Source organism: Mediterraneibacter gnavus ATCC 29149, from assembly GCF_008121495.1.
In the GTDB taxonomy this organism is placed as follows: domain Bacteria; phylum Bacillota; class Clostridia; order Lachnospirales; family Lachnospiraceae; genus Mediterraneibacter; species Mediterraneibacter gnavus.
Window position 1 is genome coordinate 813,105 of the sequence record NZ_CP043051.1, and the last position, 23,889, is coordinate 836,993.

Genomic DNA, 23,889 nt, shown 5'->3' on the forward strand with positions numbered 1-23,889 from the left:
GCAGTTGGTCCTATGTCAAGATTTAGTACAAGTTAAAATGAGAAACTTTTCCCATTTTAACCCGCCAGAAGCTCAGCCTCAGTGTGTGTTCTTTCATACAATCGTTCGAATTCATTTGGTGACATATAGTTACAATGGCTATGAATTCGTTTCGTATTGTAGAAAGCTTCCAGATATTCGAAAATCAAGCGGTATGCCTGCTTGTAATCGTGAATTTTAAAGCGGTTGAGCCATTCACGTTTGATAATCGAATGGAAGGATTCAATGCAGGCATTATCCCACGGAAATGCTTTCTTTGAGTAACTACGCTGCATATTTTCTGTTACTTTTTTATATTCCGTCGCAACGTACTGACTGCCACGATCAGAGTGAATGATCAATGGCTGGTCGATATTTCGGCGAGCTTTGGCTTTGTTTATCGTATCAATCACGCAGGATACTTCCAGTGTTTTTGAAAGTGTCCATGCTATGATTTTTCTGGAAAATAAATCCATAATACTGGTCAGATAGACAAATCCGTCTATTGTCCAGATGTAGGTGATATCCGAACACCAGACGGCATTCGGGCGGTCAGGATTAAACTGCTCAGCGAGGATATTTTGTAATTCAGTGCTGAAATCAGAATCTTTTGTGGTAATTGTCCATGGCTTGCTCCACTGGGCACGGATTCCCATTTGACGCATGTATGTACCAACAGTTCTTTCCGAAATGACTTCACCGGTTTTCCGCAATTCTACAGTGATTTTCGGAGCACCGTAGTTCTGCTTGGAATCATCATATATATCCTGTATTTTTGCTTTTACAGATTCACGGCGTTTTTCTGTATCAGAAGGCACGCGGTGGAGCCATGCACGATATCCTGAACGTGAGACACCTAAAAATTTCAACATTCCGGAGACGGAAAACCGGCGTCCAGCCTTTTGGGCAGCTTCCGTCTTCTCAGACACTTCGAGATAAATGGCTTCCGTCATTTTCCCAGAATGTTGATTGCTTTTTTTAACACATCAAGTGCATCTTGGGCATCACGTAATTCACGTCTGAGACGGGCGATTTCCTTCTGTTCATCGGATGCGTAATTACCAGAACCCCGAACAGGAATATCACCGGATTCACGGAAGTCTTTCAGCCACTTTGTTAGTGTGCTGTATCCGATGCCAAGATTTTCTGCACATCCACGTACACCGAGATCTTTATGATCTTGATAATACCGGATTGCATCAAGTTTAAATTGTTTGTCATGTTGCATTGCCATATGAGATCCTCCTTCAGCATGTCTCTATTGTACCATGTTAATATGTATTTGGAATTTCTCATTTTGGCTTGTACTATTTATATTCTAGCATCAAGTATTCCAGAATATAACACCGATTTTCTTAAAAGATTAGAGACTTTCTCTGTTGCACTTTTTCCATTATCACCTTCTATATTTCCTATAAATGTCTCTGCGTCAATAATTACCGGATATTCATTACATGCAATGAGATTTTCAAAATGAATATCTCCCCCTTCTAAAAGATAGTTTATAAACAAGATAACTCCTATTCTTTGATAATATCTTGAAAGTTCTTCTGTGGACTCACAATCTTTTTGTGTTACAATCTCACACCAGCCATATTTTCCTTTATCAAGAATACAGTACTCATAACTTCCCAAATTACATATTTTATAGAAATAATTGGTTATTTCTTGTAGCTTAATCTCGTTTTGCAAACATCGTGGTTTATACAAAATCTTTTCTCCCGATACAAATTCCACACAAAATACTCTTCTGCCGTTTTTATGAGAATCAGAAAAATCTGTCGATAGATGCTCTACAATAAAAGCGCTTTCAACAATATTAAATTCTCTCATTATTTCATTTGCGTCTGTATCAATTCGTTCTATTACTTCTTTGTAAATATCTATTGTATTTTGTATGATTTCATTTATCCTTCTTTCCAATACTGGGTAAAGTGAAAAAAAATCATTCAAATATTGTTTATCTTTTAGAAAATGGTCAATGTAATACTGGTATTGTTCAAATTCATTTCCCTCTAACAATCCTTCTTGACCACATATATACATTTCATAAATCAAAGTTCTTATACAGAGATTATTAAGTAAATTAAATAAGGATTTTTGAAAATCAACTAAAATTGATTCTTTAATATATCTTTTTTGAGTTACCGTTTCCCTAAGCTGTTTATTAGCTACTTGCACAAAAGGATCATAAAACGCTCCAAAAATCATTTCATCACACTCATGCCTACACGTCTCTCTTTTTGAGGACATTTCCACAAAATTCTGGTGCTGACACTTCTCATGACTGCTAAAGGAACAATTGTTTAGAAAACCAAAAAAATACTCAAGGTGGTTTTTCTTTACATACTGTAAACCTTCCTCCTTCAGTATTTTTTTCCAATACTCCAAAGATTCCATATTTATTTCAGACGGGTTAACATTATATACACGTTCAGATAAATAACTAGATTTTTTCATTATATTTTCCTTCCTATAAATTTTGACCCTAGTTCTAAAATCAACTTTAATTAGTTAGCAACAAGCGAGTGTAAAAATACTTCCGCATTCAACAGAAATTGTGCAAACCACACCTGATGAACCTAAACTGTCAACTTTGTTACTTGTCAAATCTGCTGCTTCTAATTCTGTCAAAAGATTTCCAGCCGGATTGTTATATTTCATATTTGTTCTGTCAAATTTTCTCATAATATCTACCATCCTTTCTTTAGAACTAGGGTCTTTCGATACCTAAGTATCTTGATTTCATTATAGTCCTTCTCAAAAATTAGTCTTTATTTTTTGTATAAATTGACATTTTTTCTTCCTAATTGGTTTTCTACATTCCTTATTTTTTCCTAAGTATGTCTCAACTTGGCACACTTCTGCGATTGAAGGGTAATTTTACCCATGTTACAATAGGTATTGCTTATAGTATTCCTATTTTTTCCAGCACCTTAATCGGTGCTTTTTTTGTACCTGTAAACCTTTCGCTGACAGCAGCCAATACTTACACAGTACGTACAGTGTACTTCCCCTAAAATAGAACGTATTCTGTACGTACAGCGTAGGTAGAACTTCCTATTATAATATGAAGGGAAATAACCATGAAAACAAGAAATGAAATCTATCAAGGGGAAGGGGCTCAACTGCTCCGGTTCATCACAACTTACCACACACTGCAGTATGAACAGGTTTTGAGGCTCTTTCCCAAAAACAGAGATTCTATCAAATCTCTGATTACCAGTCTGGTAAAACAAAAACGAATTGTCCATGATAAAGAAAATGGTATTCTCTGCGACAGTCAAGAGTCTGCAAACACCCCTGATTATGGCATGATTGCCTCTTTCTGGGTGCTTTTGGACTTCAAAAAAGCCATTGTATACCATACTGACGGTGAATTTCCGATAAAACTGAACTTTTTCTCTAAAGATGAGTGGTATGAAGTCCTCTATGTTCCCCAGGAACAGGAATATCTTATCAACCATGTTATGGAAAGCCAGCCAAAGAACGATGCGAAACGTCTGGTTGTATTGGAAAAAGAAGAACAGGCTGCAAAACTTCACATTAAAGGTGTAATTGCCTTCTGCCTTGTGGATTCTACTACCGGATCTGTCAGCTATTATGCAAAGAAATGAGGTATGTATGAACACCAAAACTGTTTTTAACCGTTTACAGAGCATTGATGATGAAGTCCAGAAACTTCACAACACTATTTTTGCATTGAAAACAACAGATATTCAAGCGTATGCAGATAAATACGAAGAGCTGAGTATCAGTGCTGCCCTACGCTCTGAAAGGATCGCCTGTCAGCTCAGAAATCTGGTATATACCACAACTGATACTAGAAAGGCAGACTATCTGAAACAAGCCGCTGCTGTGCAGGGAATCAAAATTTTTTTTTCAAATAGTGTTCTTTCCATTACCATGCCAGGGCTACTGCCCAAACGTAAATTGCGAACCAACACCGCTTTTCTACATGAGCCATTAAACCTTGCCTTGCAGACTTATGTAACCGAACACTACATTCCATTATATAAGAGATGTGTTGTCTGTTTCAGTCAAATTTATGACCAGAACCTTTCTTTACAGCGAATACGTGATTACGATAATTTGGAGTTTAAACAGATTTTAGATACTATCGCTTCCTATGTTCTGGTTGATGATACGGGACTCTTTTGCGACTCCTATCACACTACAGAACTGGGGAATTACGATCACACCGTTATCTTTGTAATGGAACCGGAAATCTTTCCTGGCTGGCTGAAAAATAGAAAATCGTCTATCAAAACCATATCGGAAATTTCCTGATATTTTTCTTTCTTTTTCCGATATAGGTAATTTTTCTGCAAAGAAGCCATATTCTTTGCATTTTTTATGCTTAATACCGCCCTTACTTTACCCAAGTATAGGCTGTCATAGGTAAAAATCGAACTGAGGTGATGCTTATTTGATAAAAACCGATTCTATAAAATATCAGCTTTTGGAAATGGTTGGACTATGTGGGGAATTCCCTTCCGGACAGCTTAACAGATTGATTGAGAGTGATTCCTATGCAGAGAAGGTGGTTACAGATTTAAAGCAGAGTAAGCTTATAAGAACACACTATAAAGATGGCCTACGAGGTTATCGCCTTACCAAACGGGCAAAAGAACTGCTGCTTTCGCAAAATTCCTGTCGTTTTCAAAACTATTTAACCGGAAATGCAGAAACCAACCTCATACGTAGCGAATTACCAAGACGGCTGCGACTTCATCAAAAAGCAGAAACCTATTTGACGCTTTCCCATGCTGGAATCCCATTCTTTCCAGATGAAAAGCCCCTGCTTTTTTCTGAATCCGGCGAAGCGGCTACGTTTCCTATGCGAAGCCTACCTCTGTTTTACTCTTCTAGGGAAATAAAAAATCTTGGAGCATCCACTACTAAAATCAAAAATTCCCGTAGTATGGGAATCCTGATGGCTCCTCACTGTGTCTATGCTGTTTATAATACCGGAAATACACTTCTAAAATGGGAATACAAAACGGAAGTCCGACTCAATGCTTTTTTGCAGCACTATCTTCAAGGACTTCCTTACCATGGCCCGCCTACCGTTTATGCCATCATGACCGGCAGTGATATGGATATGGCTTTCCGTCTCCTTACCAGTACCGGGGGATACAAAAAAACACTGTTCATGCTGGATACTGCGTATGAACACTTCTATTTCCTGCCCAATAACAGCTACGGAGAATACCTGCTCCGTTTATTGGTACAACCCCAGCGTATGATGCAGCTTAATCAGTTACTACTGTCCGACTGTTTTCCCCAGCGTGAGGATCTGCCAATTGAACATGATGGAATAGACAGCCAGGAAAACCCTATTTTGCTTGCGTATGATTTTGACATGCAGCGTATCAACCGCTTCAATACTGGATTAAATGTATATGGGCTATCCGGGAACCTGATTTGCTTTGACTTTCAGCTTCCCTGCCTGAAAAAATACCTAACTGCAGATATACATTTCTCCAGCATTGATTTTCAAAAGTTTAAAAGGAGGTTTTTCAATGAACCGTAAATGGTGGAAGTTCCTGTTTTTGCTTCCCATAAGCGTCTGCACTCTGTATGCCGGAGGATACGCAGCACAATTTATTAAAAACTATCAGGAATGGACTTCTGCTGGAAACTTTGCCGGCAACGGAACCTATCCGCAAGCAGCTTCTTTACACCCATTGGTCTGCTTTCATACTGCCCTTACCGATTTCCCATACAATTTGTATGGGATTTTTCTTTGCCTGGTTCTCTTTGGGCTTCTTACTTTTTTACTTATGCGTATGGGATATGACAGAAACGGGGAGATTAGTGACCATGACCGGAACTTAAATTACTCTACAAAAGGAACCTACGGTACATCCGGATTCATGACTCCAGATGAAATGATGAAAGTTTTGGAACTGACCGGAGATGTAAAGAAAAATAAAGGAACCATTTTAGGAAAATTAAATGGCAAAGCTGTATGTCTTCCATATAAGACACGAATGAATAAAAATATTGCCGTTTATGGTGCCAGTGGTTCCATGAAATCCAGGGCATTTGCCAGGAATATGATTTTCCAGTGTGTCGCCAGAGGACAGGAAGGCAACAACGCTTCCGGGGAAAGTTTAATCATTACCGATCCCAAAAGCGAACTCTATGAAAGCATGTCTGCTTATCTGGAAAACGAGGGCTATGTAGTAAAAGCATTTAATCTGGTCAATCCGGAAAACTCCGATAGTTGGAATTGTCTGGGTGAAATCAATGGACAGGAAACGATGGCTCAAGTATTTGCAGATGTCATTATCCAGAATACAGGTTCCGGAAAAGGAGATCATTTCTGGGATAATGCGGAGATGAACCTGCTAAAAGCCCTGGTTCTCTATGTGGATCAGGGCTTTCCGCCGGAAGCCAGAAATATTGGACAGGTTTATAAGCTGCTGACTATGAGTTCCGAAAAGGAGCTGAACAGTCTTTTTGATCTGCTCCCAGTGTCCCATCCAGCAAAAGTTCCTTACTGCATCTACAAACAAGCCAGTGATACCGTGCGAAGCGGAGTTATTATCGGATTGGGTGCCAGACTTCAGGTATTTCAGAATAAACTCATTCGGCAGATTACCTCTTATGATGAGATTGATCTGACACTTCCAGGGAAACAGAAATGTGCTTACTTTTGCATTACCTCAGACCAGGACAGCACCTTCGATTTTTTATCTTCCCTGTTTATGACCTTCATCTTCATCAAACTGGTCCGTTATGCAGATAAATATGGAGAAGAAGGAAAACTTCCTGTTGCTGTACATATACTGGCTGATGAGCTTGCTAACACCGGAGCTATCCTGGAATTGAATAAGAAGATCAGTGTAATCCGAAGCCGGAATCTCAGCATTTCCTGCATCTTTCAGAATTTACCCCAGATGCAGAACCGCTATCCTTATAACCAATGGCAGGAAATTATCGGCAACTGTGACACCCAGCTCTTTTTGGGCTGCACAGATGAAGTTACTGCTACCTTTATCAGTAACCGCAGCGGCGATGTAACCGTAGGGGTAAGCAGCGAAGCCAAGCAGCTCAATAGCTGGCGGGTATCCGACTATACACCAGAATACCGGCAGACAAAATCTATCGGCAAGCGGAAACTCTTAACACCAGATGAAATCTTGCGGCTCCCGCTTGATACTGCTTTGGTTATCCTACGTGGGCAAAAAGTCCTAAAAGTAGAAAAGTACGATTATACCCTGCATCCAGATGCCAAAAAGTTGACACCAAGAAAAGCATCGGAACACATACCTGAATGGCGCAAAAATGGGTCCTTGGAAGAAACAGATTATCGACCACAGCCCTCATTCGGATCAGCCAAAAGGAAACGTCGTTCATCTTCTGCGTCAATAGCAAAACAGAAACCACATTTTACATCCGAACCCGTTTATCAGGAACCTACTCCCGATGATTTTATGGAGGATTTACTTCAGGAAAATTTTATAGAAGATTCCCCCGACTCTGGCATGGTTCCTTTAGATAAAGATTCCATCATGTCATAACACAATTTGAAAGGAGATCATATTTATGGCAAACGAAACAATGAACCTGAACACCCCTATTTTAACTCTTGATTCCGATACTGTATTAGAAACTGCTCAATCAAAAGCGGATTTAATCTGGCATGACATCCAAAATGCCTATCGTACCCGGAAAATTCTCACCGGCATTCTGGGCGGTATTGAAAAGACCGAAGCCGGCAGCTTAATAGCAATTATTTACTATAAAGATTATCGGGCAGTCATCCCTATCTCGGAAATGATGATCAATCTGATCCAGGATGAAACTCATGATTACGGAGATCTCTCTCTTAGACAGAACAAAGTCCTTAACAATATGCTTGGTTGTGAAATCGACTTTGTAATCAAAGGACTGGATACCAAATCCAGAAGCATCGTTGCCAGCCGGAAAGATGCTATGCTGAAGAAACGTCAGATTTTCTATTTTGATCAGGACTCTTCCGGACAGACTAAAATCCACGAAGACCGTATTGTGCAGGCCAGAGTCATTGCCGTTGCTGAAAAAGTAGTCCGGGCAGAAATCTTTGGTGTAGAAACTTCCATCCTTGCAAGAGATCTGTCTTTTGACTGGCTGGGTGATGCCAGGGAACGATTCCAGGTAGGGGAACATATTCTGGTCCGGATCTTAACTATCCAGGGAGATTCCCCGGAAACGCTCTCCATCCATGCAGATGTAAAAAGCGTGGAAGGCAACACCAGCAAAGAAAACCTGAAAAATTGTCGGGTACAGGGAAAATATGCCGGCACGGTGGAAGACATCCACAAAGGAACTGTTTTTGTCCGGTTAGAATTGGGTGTCAACGCCATTGCTCACAGTTGCTACGACAGCCGCACCGTTGGGAAGAAAGATAAGGTGTCCTTTGTTGTGACACATATTGACGAAGATCGGAATGTTGCAGTGGGAATTATCACTCGGATTATTAAACAGAATTTATAAATAGATAGTCTCCTCTAAAAAAGAATTAAGAACATAGTACTCTCTATATAAAATTTTAAGAGTACTATGTTCTCTCTATATAAACCAAATTACAATCATCCAGGCATTTTGAAATCCTCTCGAATTATACTTCCTAAATCAAGGATTAGTATTATCTACTATATTTCTGGAAAAAAGTATATATGTCAGATAAAAATAAAGACTATAGACAAGAGCAAAAATTCCTAATGTTACCAATATATATCTTGGAATAACTCCTATCTTTAAAATATATTCTCCAAACATCTGATTTGCACCTAATGCTACTATTACAAATAAAATCAGCGGTAAACACATTGGAATTCCAAAGAATATTGCAAGTTCTTTGAATACCAGCCTTTTACAATTTGTATTATCTACTCCTAGCATTTGTAATATTTTATAATATTTACTACTATTTTTACCTCTTTCCAATTGTTCAAATGCAAGTAATGTCGCAGAAAAAATAATAAAAATGACACTCAAATACAAACCTATAAAAGCAAATGTTGTAAATCCTGTTAATGAATTTTTTATTCCCCATGCTTGCACTGATAAACTCATAGTAATTCTTTCATTTCCTACTATATCTATTTGTGGATTCCATTCATTTCTTATAAAACGGTTTAACTCACTTTTAAGTGATTCATTTCCCTCGCCAATAATATCTATGACTAGCCTTGATTTATGTGTTTCTAAGTTGTTTAAAATAATGTCTGGAACTACTAATGCATAACCATTAGTCCCTGTCATTCTATATTGCTCCATAGGTTCATCATATATTCTATTACAACTTCCTTCTAATTTCTTTCCCCCTATATCTACTACAGGAGCTTGTTTTATATTATTTCTTATAGTATCAATATATTTCCATGTATCACAATGTACGATATACTGCCCCTGCTCAAGATTAACCTTCTTTAGTCCCAATATTTCTCGTAATTTATTGTAATCGGATATTCCTAGTATATCAATCTTATTAGAGATATCCGGATATTCATATAAATTGTATTCAAAAGACTCCTTTACTTTCTCCCTATTACTAACATATTTTACTACTTCGTCAAAAGATTGAACTTTACTATCTATGGCAACTGCTACATCAAATGGATATTCTGATTTCAAATTTACTTTATATCCTTCACCCATAACTAATCCCGAAAATAACGTAACTAATGCCACTGACAATAACATTGATGTAACTGCCATTATTTTTCCAGCAGCTTTACATTTAGAAGAAATTTGTCCGTAAAGAAATAAATTCGTTTTTTTAAGCAACCATCTTGTTCTCTTTTTCATAATATAGGAATATATTTCCGGAAATAATTTATAAAAATAGAAAATCCCACTTAACAATAACAAAACACCTATAATCAAAAGAACAATCGCAAAATTTGTTTGGATACTAAATACCCTTTTTATGCAAAAAAGACCTCCTACTTCAAAAAGAACAATTAGAAGTAAACGACCAAGCATTTTCCCTTTCTTAATTTTTATATTTTCGTTTCTTATTTCATCATATAGCAGTGTATATATACTGCTCTTTTTTATATTAACAATTGAACTTCTAAGGCCAAAATAAAACATTCCAAAAAATAAAATTGTAGTTAAAAAAATAGCTTTTGCGGATATTTCTATAGAATACATGATTGGAAAACCAAATATACCTAAAGCCAAGTTTTTCAAAATAATAGATAGCCCCACTCCCAATATACATCCTAAAATAAAAGCTCCACTACCCATTAAAAAATTTTCGCACAAAAAAATTCTAATAATAGTATTTTCCTCCATTCCCATAAGAAAATACAATGCAATTTCTTTTTTTCTCCGTAACAGTACTAAATTAATTGCGTGTTTTATCATAAATCCACCTATTAAGGCTACGAATATTGATAATATACTTATACCCAAACTTAACATTTCCATATTTTCAGACATCACAATAATATCTTTCGAAAAAGATAATGTTAAAAACGAATACATCAACATAATGACTAATGTAACCGTTACAAAATAAATCAAATAATTTTTCCAATCACGAATAATATTTTTCTTTGCCAAATTAAAATACATTTTTCCTCTACCTTTCTTCCAGTCTTTCTATGGTTTGAATAATAGCATTATATTGTAAAGGTTTTTTGTCATCTCTTAATTCTTGATATATACTTCCATCTTTTAAAAAGATTACCCGCTTAGCATAACTAGCACATACTGGATCATGTGTAACCATTATTATAGTTTCATTCAAGTCAGAATTCATATAACTTAATAATTCCATAAGTTTTTTAGATGATATACTATCTAAAGCTCCTGTTGGTTCATCAGCTAATATTAATACAGGTTCATTGACAATTGCTCTAGCACATGCACATCTTTGTTTTTGTCCTCCAGAAATTTCATACGGATATTTTTGCAAAACACTATCAATCTGTAATTTTTTAGATATACTTATAACTCTTTCTTTTATTTCTTTTTCTTTCACTCCATTAATACTTAAAGCCAAGGCAATATTCTCAAAAATAGTCAACGTATCAATCAAATTATAATCTTGAAAAATAAATCCTATTTTTTTTCTTCGAAAAGCTGATAAATCTTTTGATTTTAGATTCCTCATATTTTTGTTATCCAAATATACCTCTCCCGATGTAATACTATCAATTGTCGATATGCAATTTAAAAGAGTAGTTTTTCCTGATCCAGATGCCCCCATAATACAAACAAATTCACCCTCATCCACTCTAAAACTTATATTATGTAAAACTTCTGTTTCATTTCCACAATTATTATATGTCTTTTTTAAATTTTTCACTTCTAAAATTGTATTCATATCCCTGCTCCTAACTTTTTATTTATACCATAGTGCCTGTTTAATATATAACTCATAATAGATATTTTTTTGGTCCATCAAAGTTTCATGTGTCCCCTCTTCTACAATTTCCCCCTTCCAAAGAACAATAATTTTGTCACACAATTTCGCCATCCCTAATCTATGAGAAATAAGAATAGCCGTCTTATTTTTAATTGCCTCCTTAAACAATTTAAAAATTTCAAATTCTGCACGCGGATCAAGTGCTGCCGTAGGTTCATCAAGTATTAAAATGTCTGCACCTTTACACAATGCACGAACTAAACATATCTTTTGCCCTTCTCCACCCGATGGCTCAATTCCTTTTTCATCAAACTCACGTGATAATGGTGTTTCCAATCCCTGTTCACATTTGCCTAAGAATTCATCTAGCTCACAATTTTTTAACATCTCGTCTAAATCCTCTTTTTCCCATTTTTCTCCGAATACTATATTTTCTTTAAGAGATAATGGAAATAGCTTATAATCTTGAAATACAACGGCGAGTCTTTTTAAATACTCTTCCTTATTTATATTTTGTATGTCTTCTCCATTTAAAAGAATTCTTCCCGACGTGGGTTTATATAATCTTAATAGCAATTTTATTAATGTCGATTTTCCAGAACCATTATTACCAACAATCGCTATATGTTTACCAATTTCAAATTTCAAATTTATATTTTTTAATACATATTCTTGATTATCTGCATATTTAAAGTATACATTTTGAAACTCAATACATTTTTCATCTTTTTTTTCACTTTTAGTAAGCGTTATACTTTCACTATTCTCTTCTATAATATTCAAATATTTTTCAAATGAATCATAATACAGAGAAAACTCTTTAATCTTTAATATTGACCTTGTTATCAAAACTAAATTTGAAGATAACTTATTAATAGCATTCAAATACATTGTAAAATTTCCTATTGTAATGGCCGCAGTTAATACACGATATATTAATACTGCATACACTGCAATGTCTTGTATACAATTTAATAACAAATTTATAAATGTCATTCCTTTATATCTTCTAATATTTTTAGCATAGTAATAATTAGTTTGTGCCAAATTTTCATCATATTTTCTAAGAAAAAATTCTTTTAAATTATTCAGTCTAATTTCTTTTCCGTATCTATAATCAGAAAATAATAGTTTAAAATAATTCTCTTTCCTTTCAAATGGAACTTTTTCCATATTAGTCTGATACACCAATTTATTTACCTTGTTTCTTATACAACTAACTATTAAAACTATAACTACTATTAGCATCACTAAAAATATATTTATATAGGCAATCATTATCGCAACACTGACTGCTATAAAAATATATCCCCAGAGCTCAAAAAATGTTTCAAAAGCCACCCCAAAACCCTGGCTACCTTGGAAACCATAGATATATTTACATCCTTGCTCGTATAAAGTTTTTACCTCATCTCTTTCTATATATTCATATCTGGCATCTGCCTGTTTTCCTGCAAACCATAATTGAAACTTATTATATACAATATTTTTTTGTATATATACTTCAGCATTGAAGTATTCCATAATTATATTCCCTAAAAAATTTGTCAAAACAACCAAAATAGTCCAGAATATAATATTTCTTAATTCTCTTGTTATTATTGAATCAATGAGATATTGAGGTAATATCAAAATTGACAAACCAATCAAACTATTCAATATGGTTTTTAACACTACAGAAAAAATATATTTCTTATTTGCACTCCAAGAAAACTTAAAAAAATATATAAATCCTCTCATTTTTCACATCCCATAACGATTTCCTCTACTTTTGCCATTTGGTGATCTGTTACCTGTTCTAAATCAAAATATAATGCCTCTAGCAAAGTATCCGTAATAAAATCTGTTTCTTTAATCTCTTTTATTCTTCTATATTCTTTTACTCTATTTATCGTTTCTATATCGTATATACCAGTAATTTTTCCATCATACATACCCAATTTTTTCAATACAGTTTGTACAAAAATAACATATTCTGTATATTGTGCTATTCCACTTTTTATTTTTTTATACTGGTTATATAAGTCTAAACCAACATTTGAAATTTCTATATCCGGCTGTATACCTCTATTAGATATATCGATATTTTTAACAAAAAATTTCCCGACAGTAAATTTAACTATTATATTTTCCATAACCATATTTTTTTGTATTTCTGATTTCCCGTATGTCTTCTCTCCTATAAGCAAGGCCTTTTTTTCCTCTTTGAGTGCTAACGCAATTAGCTCTGCTGCTGATATAGTATTTCTGTTAACCAATATAATCCATTTTAATATATCTAAATTTATTTGTTGTTTTTGTACAGTGTTTAGTAAAATCTTTTCTTTTGATTTATCATCCATAATAATATTGACATTATGTTTGGAATCAAATGCTCCTAAAAAAAGCAATGCATTTTCTAACTTACCACCGCAATTATTTCTCAAATCTAAAACAGCTACTTTTACATTGCTAACTTCCATATTTTTCAATAAATCCACTATGGATTTTTGAAAATGTTGTGCTTCTAACTGTAATTGATTGATATACACAGTTGTATGATTATGTATGCTCCATTTTATTGCACTCTCTTCAACACACCGCATCATATCGTTCTGCTGTTTTTTTAGTTCCATGTGAAAATATATATCCTCAATTTTAAAAAAACGGTTCATTAGATGCATTGCTCTTTTAGGATTCTGGGAATGCTGAATATAACTACCAACAAATTGATCCAATACTTTTAAAAACTCTTCAGTTTTGTGATACATTTATAATTCCCTCTGCAACTAACTGTAAATATTTTTTCAATGCGTATTCTGTCACTTCTTCCATATATTTACAGTAATTGTAATATGGTTGATTTGCATTATCTTCCATCACAAGATTTTCTTGTATGCATCCACCACAACAAAAACTTTGTAACCAGCATTTTTGACATTTTGGATAATTTGCTATCATCATTTCTTGTTCAAGTTCACCACATTTTTCTTTATCTAATCCTGTAAAAATATCTCCCATTTTATAATGAATATAGGGTAATAATCTATGACAAGGAAACAGATTTCCATCTTTATCAACAGCAATCATGTTATTTCCTGCACCACAATTCTTTAGCCTGACACCGCCATTCTTCAATTTATCAAATATCTTCCCTACATACCCCATGGTTTTTATTTCATTGTATTTCTTTTCCCGAATTGCTTGACAATACACATCAATAGATTCAAAAAAACTTGTTATCATTTTTTCATAATCTTGATCATCCATCATATTCACAGACGGAGAAAAATTTATATTTTTCACGTGCAATTCTTTTAAGTCTTTCCATCGTTGTAGCAAATCCATATCAATATGAGTAACTGTTCCTCTCACTCCTACAGCAATCTTCTTTCTTAAATTCTCAGTTTTTGAAACGGTGCTATTATATGCTCCTTTTCCATTAGCATAAAAGCGGTTTGCATCATTAACCTCTTCACCTCCATCCAAACTCAGAGTAATATTAAATCGCTTTTCTATCAAAAAGTGTTCTATTTCTTCTGTAAGTAATGTTCCATTGGTAGTAATTGCAAATCCTACAGTTTTACCCTTATTTTTTGCTACGTACTCTGCGTATTCAACAAGTTTTTTTAATTTACGAAAATCCATTAATGGTTCTCCACCAAAAAAAATTATGTTAAATTGCTCTTTCTCCCCACAGAATTCTGCTATAAAATCAATTGCTTTTTTACCAATTTCGTATTTCATAATTCCTGGATTAGAATATTCTCCATCCCCGGCATAACAGTATTTACACCTTAAATTACATTCTTGGCATAACATCAGTATCACTGTATCTGGATTTCCCGACCATGAATATGTCTTTTTCATTTCTTCAACTTTTTCTTCTGCATCATTATTCTTAATTATAAAGTTCTTTGACATCTCTATAATTCTATTTTCTAGTGCTTCAATAGTAATATTATTAAACGCTATCCTAGCCTTTTGATAAATATTCTCAAGGCTTTCTGGTAAATTATCCAAGATAAATTTGTCAACTTCGTCCAGTTCAAAAATAGCAGAGTTATATCCTACAAAAACATATTTCTTCCCTTTTACTTCTACAATTTTATAAGGAAATGCCTCAATAATATTTTTTATACTCATTCTTTTTTCCTCTTTTTAATATTATTAAAGAGGAGGTCTTACCTCCGAAGAATGTAAGACCTCTTCTTTCTTACACCAAATCAATCTTTATCGCCAACAAACGGACTACACCACTCAGAATCACATGTTTGACAATGGTCTCTAACATCACATAAGTAGCAAACGTCTTTTGGATCGCAATTGTTGCATGCACATGTTAAAGTTTCTTTATTTTTGGCAGCATTATTTATAGCCTTCATACCGTATCCTCCTTTCTGATTTTTAACATTCTTCGAAGATGTTGCATATATCATATAATCCAATTAATTTCTTGTCTTTATTTATTGTATAAAATGCCCTTTTTTTTGACTAATTGGTATAATCGTGTCCCGTTTATTTCTGACTGATGACACATATTGGCACACTTCTGCGATTTACAGGGAAATCTACCCATGTTAGAATGATACTGTCAAAATTATATGTAGCGAAAACGCAGCTTTCCAGGGAATGCCTCTTCTCTGGTGCAAGCTGCGTTTTTTAGTGCATGGAAAGGAGTATCACAACTAAATATGGAATAAGCGTTCCTCCGTATTGACCGGACTGAAGCTTTTATGAGGCAGGAAAACTATAAGCCAGGGCAAAGTGAAAGATCTCACTTTGCCCTCTTTTTATGAAGGAGGTTCATTTACTTGAAAAACCATGTACACAAAGAAGCCCCACCGGGCATGAAACATCATCGGAACTATGGAAAATATCTCTATACTGCCTTCCTTGTCTTCACTCTGATTGCCTGTAATGTACAACCAGTTATGGCTGCTACCATCTGGGACAAAGCTTCAGAAATCATGAAAGACGTATATAACCAGATTATCCTGATTTCCACCATTGCGGCTGTTGTAACTGCATCGGTTGCTTTGCTTTTGATGAATTTTTCCAAATCCGGAAAAACCGTGGATGAATCCAGGGCATGGCTCAAACGAATCATCATTACATGGGCGATTCTCAATGGTCTGGGATTTATCATGGCTTACATCACTCCGTTCTTTGCCGGCGGTCAGTGGAATGGATAATGCAGATAAGGAGGTGGCTCTGTCATGGGAATACTTGACGGAATTGTAGAATGGATTGCCGAACAGGTCATGAACATTCTGGATTTGATTACTACTTCTGTTCTGGGTGCACTGGGATGTTCCATGGATACTTTTCTCCGGTATTTTCCAGCAGCGGAAACAATGTACCAGATTTTTCTGGCACTGGCTATCGGACTCATCCTTTTAAACTGGGTTTGGCAGCTTTTTAAGAATTATTTTATGGGGACAGGGATTGACGCTGAAGATCCAATCAAATTATCACTGCGGACTTTTATGTTCCTTTTCCTGACATTCTATGCCAAGGACATCGTGGATCTTCTATTGAATATTGCAGGAACCCCGTATAGCTGGATTCTGACTGAAGATCTTCCACCGCTGGAATTTGCCAAATTCAATTCTGTGATCACAGTAATCCTGGGGGTATGTGCCAACGGTGCTGTTGCCATTGTTGCCCTCATACTGGTACTGATCCTTGCCTGGAATTACATCAAGCTGCTTTTTGAAGCTGCGGAACGTTACATACTACTTGGAGTTCTGGTCTACACCGCACCTGTTGCGTTTTCCACGGGTGCTTCCCAAGCTACCGGAAATGTTTTTAAGAGCTGGTGCCGTATGCTCGGCGGACAGTTCTTTTTGCTTTTAATGAACGCCTGGTGTTTGCGGCTGTTTACTTCCATGGTCGGAACATTCCTTGCAAACCCTTTATCACTCTAGGAAGGAGGAGATTATGAAATATAAGAAAACACTGCTCTGCAGCCTGCTATTGATTTCTTGTCTGATTCTTGTAACTTCCATGCCGGTCTTTGCCGCTGAACTTACAGAAGCAGAGGTACAGCAAGCTGTGGATGCACAGGGAAAAGAAACGGTCACCGGTAATGTCTTTATCTGGTTTCTGTGTGCCATTGCTTTTTTGAAGGTTTCTCAAAAGATTGACAGCTTTATGGCAAGTCTGGGGGTCAATGTTGGAAATACTGGTGGAAATATGATGGCTGAACTTTTAATCGCCGGAAGAGGTCTTGCAAGTTCCTTTCGAGGGCATGGAGGTGGAAGCCATAGTAGTTCCCATTCTTCCTCTCCCGGAAGTGCTGCAGTACAAAGTTCTTTCCTTTCCGGAGGATTAGCCGGAGCCGTTGGAAGGCAGACAGAGCGTTCTGCGGTAAATGCAGCCACCGGATATACCAAAGGACCAAGTATCGGAAATGCACTCTATCAGTCTTCCCTTGAAAAGGGCGGAGATTTTGCCAATAACGTTATCAGCAATATTGCTCAAGGAAACTATGGTCAAGTTGGCTCGATCAAAGGTGATGGAGCTGTTTCTGCATTTCAATCCTACATGGGAATTCAAAATGAAGATAAAACGGATCATTCCTATACCAATGTTGAGATTGGCGGCGGCAGGATAACAGGAGTTGAGTCCGGTTCCAATGGGGACAGCCGGGAATTTGCTATGTACCATGCCGATCAATATACGGCTCCTACCCAGGGAACCTATGAAACTGTTCAATCTGTAGACGGAGCTACCTGGTACAAACAGTATGCTGAAAATACGGTATCCAAAATTCCTTATGATGCTGGCGATGGAAAGATAGCCTACAACGAATCCATTGTCCAAAAGCTTCCCCCTACTCCTCCAAGAAAGGATCGGATTTAGTGATGGATACAGAACGCTCTGGACTTGACGAAGCAATGGATGTAGGCTCCAGTACCATTTCTCATCTAAAGTCCTTAAAAACAGCAGCCACTTTCTCCAAAGCAGGATATGGTGCAGCCCTTGGCGGGCCTTTTTCAGCAGCGATTGGCGCAGTCATAGCCAACCGGAATCAGTTCGCTAAAATTCTCCTTGTTATTCTCGCCATACTGCTGCTTCCGGTTTTATTTATTGTGATGCTCCCTGGTCTGATCTTTGGAAGTCTGACCGAACAAAGCGATGTGCTAAACAGCAACTCTATGATCAGTGAAAACATCCGTGCTTCCCGTGATGCCATCGTTGAAGTGTTAGAAGAAAGCCATGAAGACATTCTGGCAGAGATCCATGCAGCAATTTCCCGTCTTCCACAAGGAGATACTGCATCCATCAATGATCCCTATACATACAGCATCTCCGTCAATGCCAATCTGCTGATTTCACAATTTTGTGCCAGCCAGGATGACTATAAAAACATCAACCTAAACCAATTAAAGAAACTCATCCGTGAAAACAAAGAAGGACTTTTTTCTTATGATGTAGCAACCGAAACAGTTACCATGGAAGTTACCGTTGATGGCGGTGCAGAAGGAGAAGCCGGCACAGAACAGGGACAGGCACAAACACAGACGGTTACTTTTACGAAACACACCTATACCGTTGTTTATGCTGGGGATTCCTATTTTGCAGACCATGTATTCCATCTTACAGACAAGCAGAAAGAACTTGCCAAAAACTATGCAGAAAATCTGACTGCTTTCTTTGGAACTGCTTCTTCCGGCATAGTAGCTGCTATCAATCTTAGTGATGAGGTATTGTCCTACCGCCCTGCTGTAGAAAGAGCCGCTGCGAAATATGGTATGAGTGATTATGTGGATTTAATTCTGGCAGTCATGATGCAGGAATCTGGCGGACGAGGGCTGGATGTTATGCAAGCAGCGGAAGGTGGATTTAATACCCGCTATCCCCATGTGCCAAATGGGATTACAGATCCTGAATACTCCATTGAATGTGGTATTCAGGAATTAAAATATGCCCTCGACAAAGCCGGCTGTACCGGACCTACGGACTTAGACCGGATTAAACTGGCTCTTCAGGGTTACAACTACGGTTCTGCATACATTGACTGGGCAATGGAGCGTGACGGTGGATATACCAAAGAAAATGCGATTGCCTACTCTGATATGATGTGTGCAAGACCAAGCTGGCCTTATGACCGGTATGGTGATAAAGAATATGTGGAGCATGTCCTTCGGTATTACCAAATTACTGCCAGTGGCGGCAGCTATCCCGCAAACGGCATGCAAATTCCACACTATCTCCAGACAGACTATGGAAATATCCCCTATGGCGGTGGTTCCATCGCCAGCAGCGGATGCGGTCCGACAAGCTTTGCTATGATTGCCAGTTATCTTACAGGCACTACCATTACACCTATTGATGCAATATCCTGGTGCGGAAATTCCTATTACAAACCAGGAGTCGGCACTTACTGGTCTTATTTCCAGGCAGCGTCCGATCATTTTGGGTGTGGGGCTGTCACACAGACCAGTGATCCCAACCAGGTACTTCAGGCTTTATCTGAAGGTCATCCGGTCATCAGTTCCCAAAGAGCTGGGCTTTTTACCAGTGGCGGACATTTTATTGTCCTTCGTGGTGTAACGGCTGGAGGTAAAGTATTAGTCAATGATCCCAATGACAGTTCCTCCAAAAACTACATCAACCGTGAATTCGATATGATGACGGAAGTGCATGCAACCGCAAATGCCTATTGGATCTTCGCTAAAAAATAAAGGAGACACTTATGAACAGAAAAAAAGCAATTCTGGCTATCTTTATGATGGCCTTTTTAATTATCATCGGATTTGTCTTTCCCTCCATCTGGAAATCCCAAAAAGGAAACAAAAAATCCGAAACAGAAAATACTCAGCACGATGACAGTGAAAATGCCGAGACAGAACAAACAGAAAATAACGAATCCATAAGCTTTCAGGATTTTGAAGCTTTGGAAGACTTTTTCTCCAAGGAACAGGTGAAACTTTTTCAGGAAGAACTGACCTCCTATCTTAAAAACGTAAAACAGATGTCTCTAACTTCCATCCGTTTCCTTGCTGATGATACTACCTATCCCAATGCTTCTGATATTAATTTTTCGTTCCAGTTTCCGGATAAGTCTGTTCTTCCTGTGTACTACACTTCCTCTACTGGAAGATTCTTTTTCGGTGAGGAACGTACCCCTGATTCTGGAAAAGAAATCATCTATGAACGTCCGACAGATGACAAACTTCCTTCCATCACAACAGAGGAAGTTGAACAGTTGCAAGAAGGCGGTTATGACGATACCTCCGTGAATTCGGAAAAAGCTGCCCCTGTCACAGAAGTTCCGGAAGCTCCTTCCATGGAAGAACCAAAGGAGGTGCAGCCATGAACAATACTGAAGAACAACATCCTGTCTTCATCCCACGCAATTTTATAGAAAAAGGGACCTTTATGGGCGGAATGTTTAAAATCCGTAATGCCATCGAAGGCGGTGTCCTGGCAATCCTGATCACCATTCCTGTTATCAATCTGCCTCTGACACTGACTGTCAGGATTATTATTCTCTGTATGACTGCTCTGCCTGCTGCTATGATTTCTTTAATTGGAATCGGTGGGGAAAGCATTACTGCATTTTTAATGAACGCTTTGCGTTTTCTGAAAAACCGCCGGGTTATTTACCGTATGGATGTGCATCCGGAACCGAAAAAAAAGTACCGGATTAAAAAACCCCGCAACAAAGAACCCAAAACCAGAAAACGAAAACGTCATCCAAAGCAACCTGCAGAAGCTTCTTCTGAAGAGAACTGCTCTCAGATGTCTTCTGAAGAGAAGACAAAAGAATCCCCTGCTGTTAAAAAAAAAGAACGCCGGCAGTTTGATACTTCTACAAAACGTGGAATACGCAAACAGGCTCGTGAAGACATCCGGATTCTTAAATTTGAGTCCCGACAATTAAAAAAAGAACAAAACGCTGCACGTAAAAGTGCGAAAAGGCAGGCAAAACTTGAAAAACAGCAGATAAAGCAGCAACTTTTGGAGGAGCGAAAAAAAGAAAGAACTGCGAATAAAGCTTCCAACCAGTCATCTGCTGCTTCCGGGAAAAGCAAAAAGAAAAAACGAAAAGAAATCACCTTAGAAGATTATCTTCCTATTGATAAAATTGCCAATGGCGTTATCTACACGACAGACCATCGTTATGTAAAAATCCTGGAGATTGAACCAATCAATTTCCTCTTACGCAGTGCTAGGGAACAACAAGGGATCATCTTCAGCTTCATCTCCTACCTAAAAATCAGTCCTGTGAAACTGCAGATTAAGATGATCTCCAAAAAAGCGGATATCAACAAACATCTGGAACAGTCCCGTTTGGAAATGGAACGGGAATCAGATCCTAACTGCCGGCAGTTACAAAAAGACTATATCCAATTTGTCCGGCAGTTAAGTTCCAGAGAAGCGGTTTCCAGACGTTTTTTCCTAATCTTTGAATACGAACCTTTCAATGTGAATCGAAAGGTGGAGGAAAAGGAAATCCTGGCAGCTTTGGAAACTGCTGCACAGACCGCAAAAACCTTTCTATATCAATGCGGCAACGATGTGCTGGTTCATGACAATGAAGATGAGTTTACAACCGATGTACTCTACACTTTACTGAACCGTACCAAATGTACCGAAACACCTTTGCCAAAACGGATTAACCAGGTACTTACCCGCTATATGGAATCTGGCCGTGAGCAGGAAGTGGATAACATCCATATCAATGAATTCATTGCACCAGAGTCTTTGGACTTTAAGCACAGCAACTATGTGCTGGTAAATGGCATCTACCATTCTTACCTGCTGGTGCCGTGCGATGGTTACAAAGCAAAAGTAATGCCAGGCTGGCTATCCCTGCTTATCAATGCTGGCGAAGGAATTGACATTGACTTTTTTCTGCATAAACAGCCCAAAGATAAGATCCAGCAACGTCTTGGACAGCAAATCCGGATCAACCGTTCAAAGATCAAAGATGCCTCTGATACCAATGCGGATTTTGATGATCTGGATTCTGCCATCCGTTCCGGCTATTTCCTCAAACAGGGACTTGCTAATAATGAAGATTTCTATTACATGAATCTTTTGATTACGATTACGGCAGGTGATCTGGAAGAACTGCAATGGCGGATTCAGGAGATGAAAAAACTTCTCATCTCACAGGATATGGATCTGCGGTCTTGTTACTTCCTGCAAGAACAGGGATTTTTATCTTCCCTTCCTCTTGTAAACCTGGATAAGAAGCTCTATGAACTCTCAAAACGAAATGTCTTAACCACCGGAGCTGCCAGTTGCTATCCTTTCGTCAGCTACAGCATTTGCGATGACAACGGTATCCTGTTTGGAGTAAATAAGCATAACAACTCTTTAGTGATTGCTGATATTTTTGACTCCAAACAATATAAAAACTCCAATATTGCGATTCTTGGCACTTCCGGATCTGGAAAAACCTTTACCATGCAGACTATGGCACTTCGTATGCGACGTAAAGGAATCCAGGTATTTATCATCGCACCGTTAAAAGGTCATGAGTTTTATCGGGCTGCCCGCAATGTAGGGGGAACCTTTATCCAGATTTCTCCTGCCAGCCAAAACTGCATCAATGTCATGGAAATCCGAAAAGTAGATAACTCTGTCAATGAGCTGCTGGACGGTCCAACTTTAGACGCATCTGCCTTAGCCAGTAAGATTCAACGTCTACATGTTTTCTTTTCTCTGCTCATTCCAGATATGAACCATGAGGAAAAACAGCTTTTGGACGAAGCACTGATTAAAACCTATGCAAGAAAGGGAATTACCCATAAGAATGAATCCCTCATTGATCCCAAACACCCGGATCATTATAAAGCGATGCCAATTCTTGGAGATGTATATGATGTTTTGATGGAAACTGAAGATACCAAACGACTGGCTCACATCCTGAACCGTCTTGTCCATGGCTCTGCTTCCTCTTTTAACCAGCAGACCAATGTAGATCTGACCAATAAATATACCGTTTTGGACATTTCAGAGCTGACTGGCTCCAGTGATCTCTTAACGGTAGGGATGTTTGTTGCTCTGGACTATGTATGGGATAAAGCCAAAGAAAATCGTACCGAAGAAAAAGCCATTTTCGTAGATGAAGTATGGCAACTCATCGGTGCCTCCAGTAACCGCCTGGCCGCTGAATTCGTTTTGGAGATTGCCAAGATCATCCGGGCATACTCTGGTGCCGGTATTTTTGCAACCCAGGACCTCAATGACTTTTTTGCTCTTGATGACGGAAAATATGGAAAAGGCATTATCAATAACTGTAAAACCAAAATTATTCTTAACATGGAAGATGAAGAGGCACAACGTGTAAAAACCATTCTTCGTCTTTCCGAAACCGAAGTTATGAATATCACCCATTTCCAACGTGGAAACGGACTGATTTCAACAAACAACAATAATATCACTGTGGAATTTAAAGCTTCCAACCTGGAAAAAGAATTGATTACCACAGACCGACAGGAACTCCTGGAAATCTTGAAACGCCAGGATAAAAAAGTCGGTTAATGTTACCTGCA

General features: G+C 37.6%; 21 protein-coding genes. 11 read left to right on the forward strand and 10 right to left on the reverse strand.

Going from position 1 to position 23,889, the window contains the following annotated elements; genetic code table 11:
* Window positions 1–56: 56 nt before the first annotated feature.
* From FXV78_RS03970 to FXV78_RS03985, 4 genes are all read right to left on the reverse strand, one after another.
* Window positions 57–971 carry an IS3 family transposase gene (locus FXV78_RS03970; protein ID WP_004842223.1) on the reverse strand — a complete coding sequence of 305 codons (915 nt, stop codon included), beginning with the start codon at window positions 969–971 and terminating at the stop codon, window positions 57–59.
* On the reverse strand, window positions 968–1,252 hold the full coding sequence (locus tag FXV78_RS03975; RefSeq protein WP_004842221.1) for a transposase: 285 nt from the start codon (window positions 1,250–1,252) through the stop codon (window positions 968–970). Before FXV78_RS03975 ends, FXV78_RS03970 begins: the two co-directional genes overlap by 4 nt.
* A 77-nt stretch (window positions 1,253–1,329) precedes the next feature.
* Window positions 1,330–2,478, reverse strand: coding sequence for a type 2 lanthipeptide synthetase LanM (lanM, locus tag FXV78_RS03980; protein ID WP_004842219.1), 1,149 nt, complete (start codon window positions 2,476–2,478; stop codon window positions 1,330–1,332).
* 54 nt (window positions 2,479–2,532) lie between these two features.
* Window positions 2,533–2,706, reverse strand: a complete 174-nt coding sequence (locus FXV78_RS03985; protein ID WP_004223616.1) for a plantaricin C family lantibiotic — start codon at window positions 2,704–2,706, stop codon at window positions 2,533–2,535.
* Between the two features lie 398 nt (window positions 2,707–3,104).
* Between FXV78_RS03985 and FXV78_RS03990 the strand changes: the two genes are divergently transcribed.
* From FXV78_RS03990 to FXV78_RS04010, 5 genes are all read left to right on the forward strand, one after another.
* Window positions 3,105–3,635, forward strand: a complete 531-nt coding sequence (locus FXV78_RS03990) for a DUF5697 family protein (protein WP_004223618.1) — start codon at window positions 3,105–3,107, stop codon at window positions 3,633–3,635.
* Between the two features lie 7 nt (window positions 3,636–3,642).
* Complete coding sequence (locus FXV78_RS03995) at window positions 3,643–4,308, forward strand: DUF6100 family protein (protein WP_039959582.1); 666 nt, start codon at window positions 3,643–3,645, stop codon at window positions 4,306–4,308.
* Window positions 4,309–4,447: 139 nt separating this feature from the next.
* Window positions 4,448–5,554 (forward strand): hypothetical protein, encoded by a 1,107-nt coding sequence (locus FXV78_RS04000; protein ID WP_004223623.1) that lies wholly within the window; start codon window positions 4,448–4,450, stop codon window positions 5,552–5,554.
* Entirely contained in the window at window positions 5,544–7,550 is a 2,007-nt protein-coding gene (locus tag FXV78_RS04005) for a VirD4-like conjugal transfer protein, CD1115 family (RefSeq protein ID WP_004223624.1), read from the forward strand. Before FXV78_RS04000 ends, FXV78_RS04005 begins: the two co-directional genes overlap by 11 nt.
* Window positions 7,551–7,575: 25 nt before the next feature.
* Window positions 7,576–8,505: a S1 RNA-binding domain protein gene (locus FXV78_RS04010; protein WP_004223626.1), complete on the forward strand. Its 930-nt coding sequence runs from the start codon at window positions 7,576–7,578 to the stop codon at window positions 8,503–8,505.
* Between the two features lie 138 nt (window positions 8,506–8,643).
* Here the strand turns inward: FXV78_RS04010 and FXV78_RS04015 are convergent, their stop codons facing one another.
* The 6 genes from FXV78_RS04015 to FXV78_RS18430 all read right to left on the reverse strand — a co-directional run bounded on the left by FXV78_RS04015 (window position 8,644) and on the right by FXV78_RS18430 (window position 15,710).
* Window positions 8,644–10,584: an ABC transporter permease gene (locus tag FXV78_RS04015; protein ID WP_233447350.1), complete on the reverse strand. Its 1,941-nt coding sequence runs from the start codon at window positions 10,582–10,584 to the stop codon at window positions 8,644–8,646.
* 19 nt (window positions 10,585–10,603) lie between these two features.
* The gene (locus FXV78_RS04020) at window positions 10,604–11,350 is read right to left on the reverse strand and encodes an ABC transporter ATP-binding protein (protein WP_004223630.1); all 747 of its coding nucleotides are present in this window, start codon (window positions 11,348–11,350) and stop codon (window positions 10,604–10,606) included.
* A gap of 18 nt (window positions 11,351–11,368) precedes the next feature.
* Window positions 11,369–13,132, reverse strand: a complete 1,764-nt coding sequence (locus FXV78_RS04025) for an ABC transporter ATP-binding protein (RefSeq protein WP_004223632.1) — start codon at window positions 13,130–13,132, stop codon at window positions 11,369–11,371.
* Window positions 13,129–14,142 (reverse strand): S41 family peptidase, encoded by a 1,014-nt coding sequence (locus FXV78_RS04030; RefSeq protein WP_004223634.1) that lies wholly within the window; start codon window positions 14,140–14,142, stop codon window positions 13,129–13,131. Before FXV78_RS04030 ends, FXV78_RS04025 begins: the two co-directional genes overlap by 4 nt.
* On the reverse strand, window positions 14,126–15,517 hold the full coding sequence (gene papB / locus FXV78_RS04035) for a PapB family radical SAM/SPASM ranthipeptide maturase (RefSeq protein WP_004223636.1): 1,392 nt from the start codon (window positions 15,515–15,517) through the stop codon (window positions 14,126–14,128). Before papB ends, FXV78_RS04030 begins: the two co-directional genes overlap by 17 nt.
* A 70-nt stretch (window positions 15,518–15,587) precedes the next feature.
* Entirely contained in the window at window positions 15,588–15,710 is a 123-nt protein-coding gene (locus tag FXV78_RS18430) for a hypothetical protein (protein ID WP_266453373.1), read from the reverse strand.
* Between the two features lie 475 nt (window positions 15,711–16,185).
* Here FXV78_RS18430 and FXV78_RS04040 point away from each other — a divergent pair, with 475 nt between their 5' ends.
* From FXV78_RS04040 to FXV78_RS04065, 6 genes are read left to right on the forward strand one after another with little or no spacing between them, the layout of a single operon-like run.
* Window positions 16,186–16,566 (forward strand): hypothetical protein, encoded by a 381-nt coding sequence (locus FXV78_RS04040; RefSeq protein ID WP_005340361.1) that lies wholly within the window; start codon window positions 16,186–16,188, stop codon window positions 16,564–16,566.
* 24 nt (window positions 16,567–16,590) lie between these two features.
* Entirely contained in the window at window positions 16,591–17,301 is a 711-nt protein-coding gene (locus FXV78_RS04045) for a conjugal transfer protein TrbL family protein (protein WP_004223652.1), read from the forward strand.
* A gap of 13 nt (window positions 17,302–17,314) precedes the next feature.
* A complete protein-coding gene (locus tag FXV78_RS04050; RefSeq protein ID WP_039959579.1) occupies window positions 17,315–18,238 on the forward strand; it encodes a hypothetical protein in 924 nt (307 codons plus the stop codon).
* Between the two features lie 2 nt (window positions 18,239–18,240).
* On the forward strand, window positions 18,241–20,064 hold the full coding sequence (locus tag FXV78_RS04055) for a lysozyme family protein (protein ID WP_004223658.1): 1,824 nt from the start codon (window positions 18,241–18,243) through the stop codon (window positions 20,062–20,064).
* A gap of 11 nt (window positions 20,065–20,075) precedes the next feature.
* Window positions 20,076–20,699, forward strand: coding sequence for a DUF5038 domain-containing protein (locus tag FXV78_RS04060; protein WP_004223661.1), 624 nt, complete (start codon window positions 20,076–20,078; stop codon window positions 20,697–20,699).
* A complete protein-coding gene (locus tag FXV78_RS04065) occupies window positions 20,696–23,878 on the forward strand; it encodes a TraG/VirB4 family ATPase (protein WP_004842212.1) in 3,183 nt (1,060 codons plus the stop codon). Before FXV78_RS04060 ends, FXV78_RS04065 begins: the two co-directional genes overlap by 4 nt.
* Window positions 23,879–23,889: the final 11 nt, after the last annotated feature.

What these genes read in the sequence shown, in the direction of transcription:
- FXV78_RS03970 (WP_004842223.1), bottom strand. Translation starts at nt 971, where the DNA reads ATGACGGAAGCCATTTATCTCGAAGTGTCTGAGAAGACGGAAGCTGCC.
- FXV78_RS03975 (WP_004842221.1), bottom strand. Translation starts at nt 1,252, where the DNA reads ATGGCAATGCAACATGACAAACAATTTAAACTTGATGCAATCCGGTAT.
- lanM (WP_004842219.1), bottom strand. Translation starts at nt 2,478, where the DNA reads ATGAAAAAATCTAGTTATTTATCTGAACGTGTATATAATGTTAACCCG.
- FXV78_RS03985 (WP_004223616.1), bottom strand. Translation starts at nt 2,706, where the DNA reads ATGAGAAAATTTGACAGAACAAATATGAAATATAACAATCCGGCTGGA.
- FXV78_RS03990 (WP_004223618.1), top strand. Translation starts at nt 3,105, where the DNA reads ATGAAAACAAGAAATGAAATCTATCAAGGGGAAGGGGCTCAACTGCTC.
- FXV78_RS03995 (WP_039959582.1), top strand. Translation starts at nt 3,643, where the DNA reads ATGAACACCAAAACTGTTTTTAACCGTTTACAGAGCATTGATGATGAA.
- FXV78_RS04005 (WP_004223624.1), top strand. Translation starts at nt 5,544, where the DNA reads ATGAACCGTAAATGGTGGAAGTTCCTGTTTTTGCTTCCCATAAGCGTC.
- FXV78_RS04010 (WP_004223626.1), top strand. Translation starts at nt 7,576, where the DNA reads ATGGCAAACGAAACAATGAACCTGAACACCCCTATTTTAACTCTTGAT.
- FXV78_RS04020 (WP_004223630.1), bottom strand. Translation starts at nt 11,350, where the DNA reads ATGAATACAATTTTAGAAGTGAAAAATTTAAAAAAGACATATAATAAT.
- FXV78_RS04025 (WP_004223632.1), bottom strand. Translation starts at nt 13,132, where the DNA reads ATGAGAGGATTTATATATTTTTTTAAGTTTTCTTGGAGTGCAAATAAG.
- FXV78_RS04030 (WP_004223634.1), bottom strand. Translation starts at nt 14,142, where the DNA reads ATGTATCACAAAACTGAAGAGTTTTTAAAAGTATTGGATCAATTTGTT.
- papB (WP_004223636.1), bottom strand. Translation starts at nt 15,517, where the DNA reads ATGAGTATAAAAAATATTATTGAGGCATTTCCTTATAAAATTGTAGAA.
- FXV78_RS04045 (WP_004223652.1), top strand. Translation starts at nt 16,591, where the DNA reads ATGGGAATACTTGACGGAATTGTAGAATGGATTGCCGAACAGGTCATG.
- FXV78_RS04050 (WP_039959579.1), top strand. Translation starts at nt 17,315, where the DNA reads ATGAAATATAAGAAAACACTGCTCTGCAGCCTGCTATTGATTTCTTGT.
- FXV78_RS04055 (WP_004223658.1), top strand. Translation starts at nt 18,241, where the DNA reads ATGGATACAGAACGCTCTGGACTTGACGAAGCAATGGATGTAGGCTCC.
- FXV78_RS04060 (WP_004223661.1), top strand. Translation starts at nt 20,076, where the DNA reads ATGAACAGAAAAAAAGCAATTCTGGCTATCTTTATGATGGCCTTTTTA.
- FXV78_RS04065 (WP_004842212.1), top strand. Translation starts at nt 20,696, where the DNA reads ATGAACAATACTGAAGAACAACATCCTGTCTTCATCCCACGCAATTTT.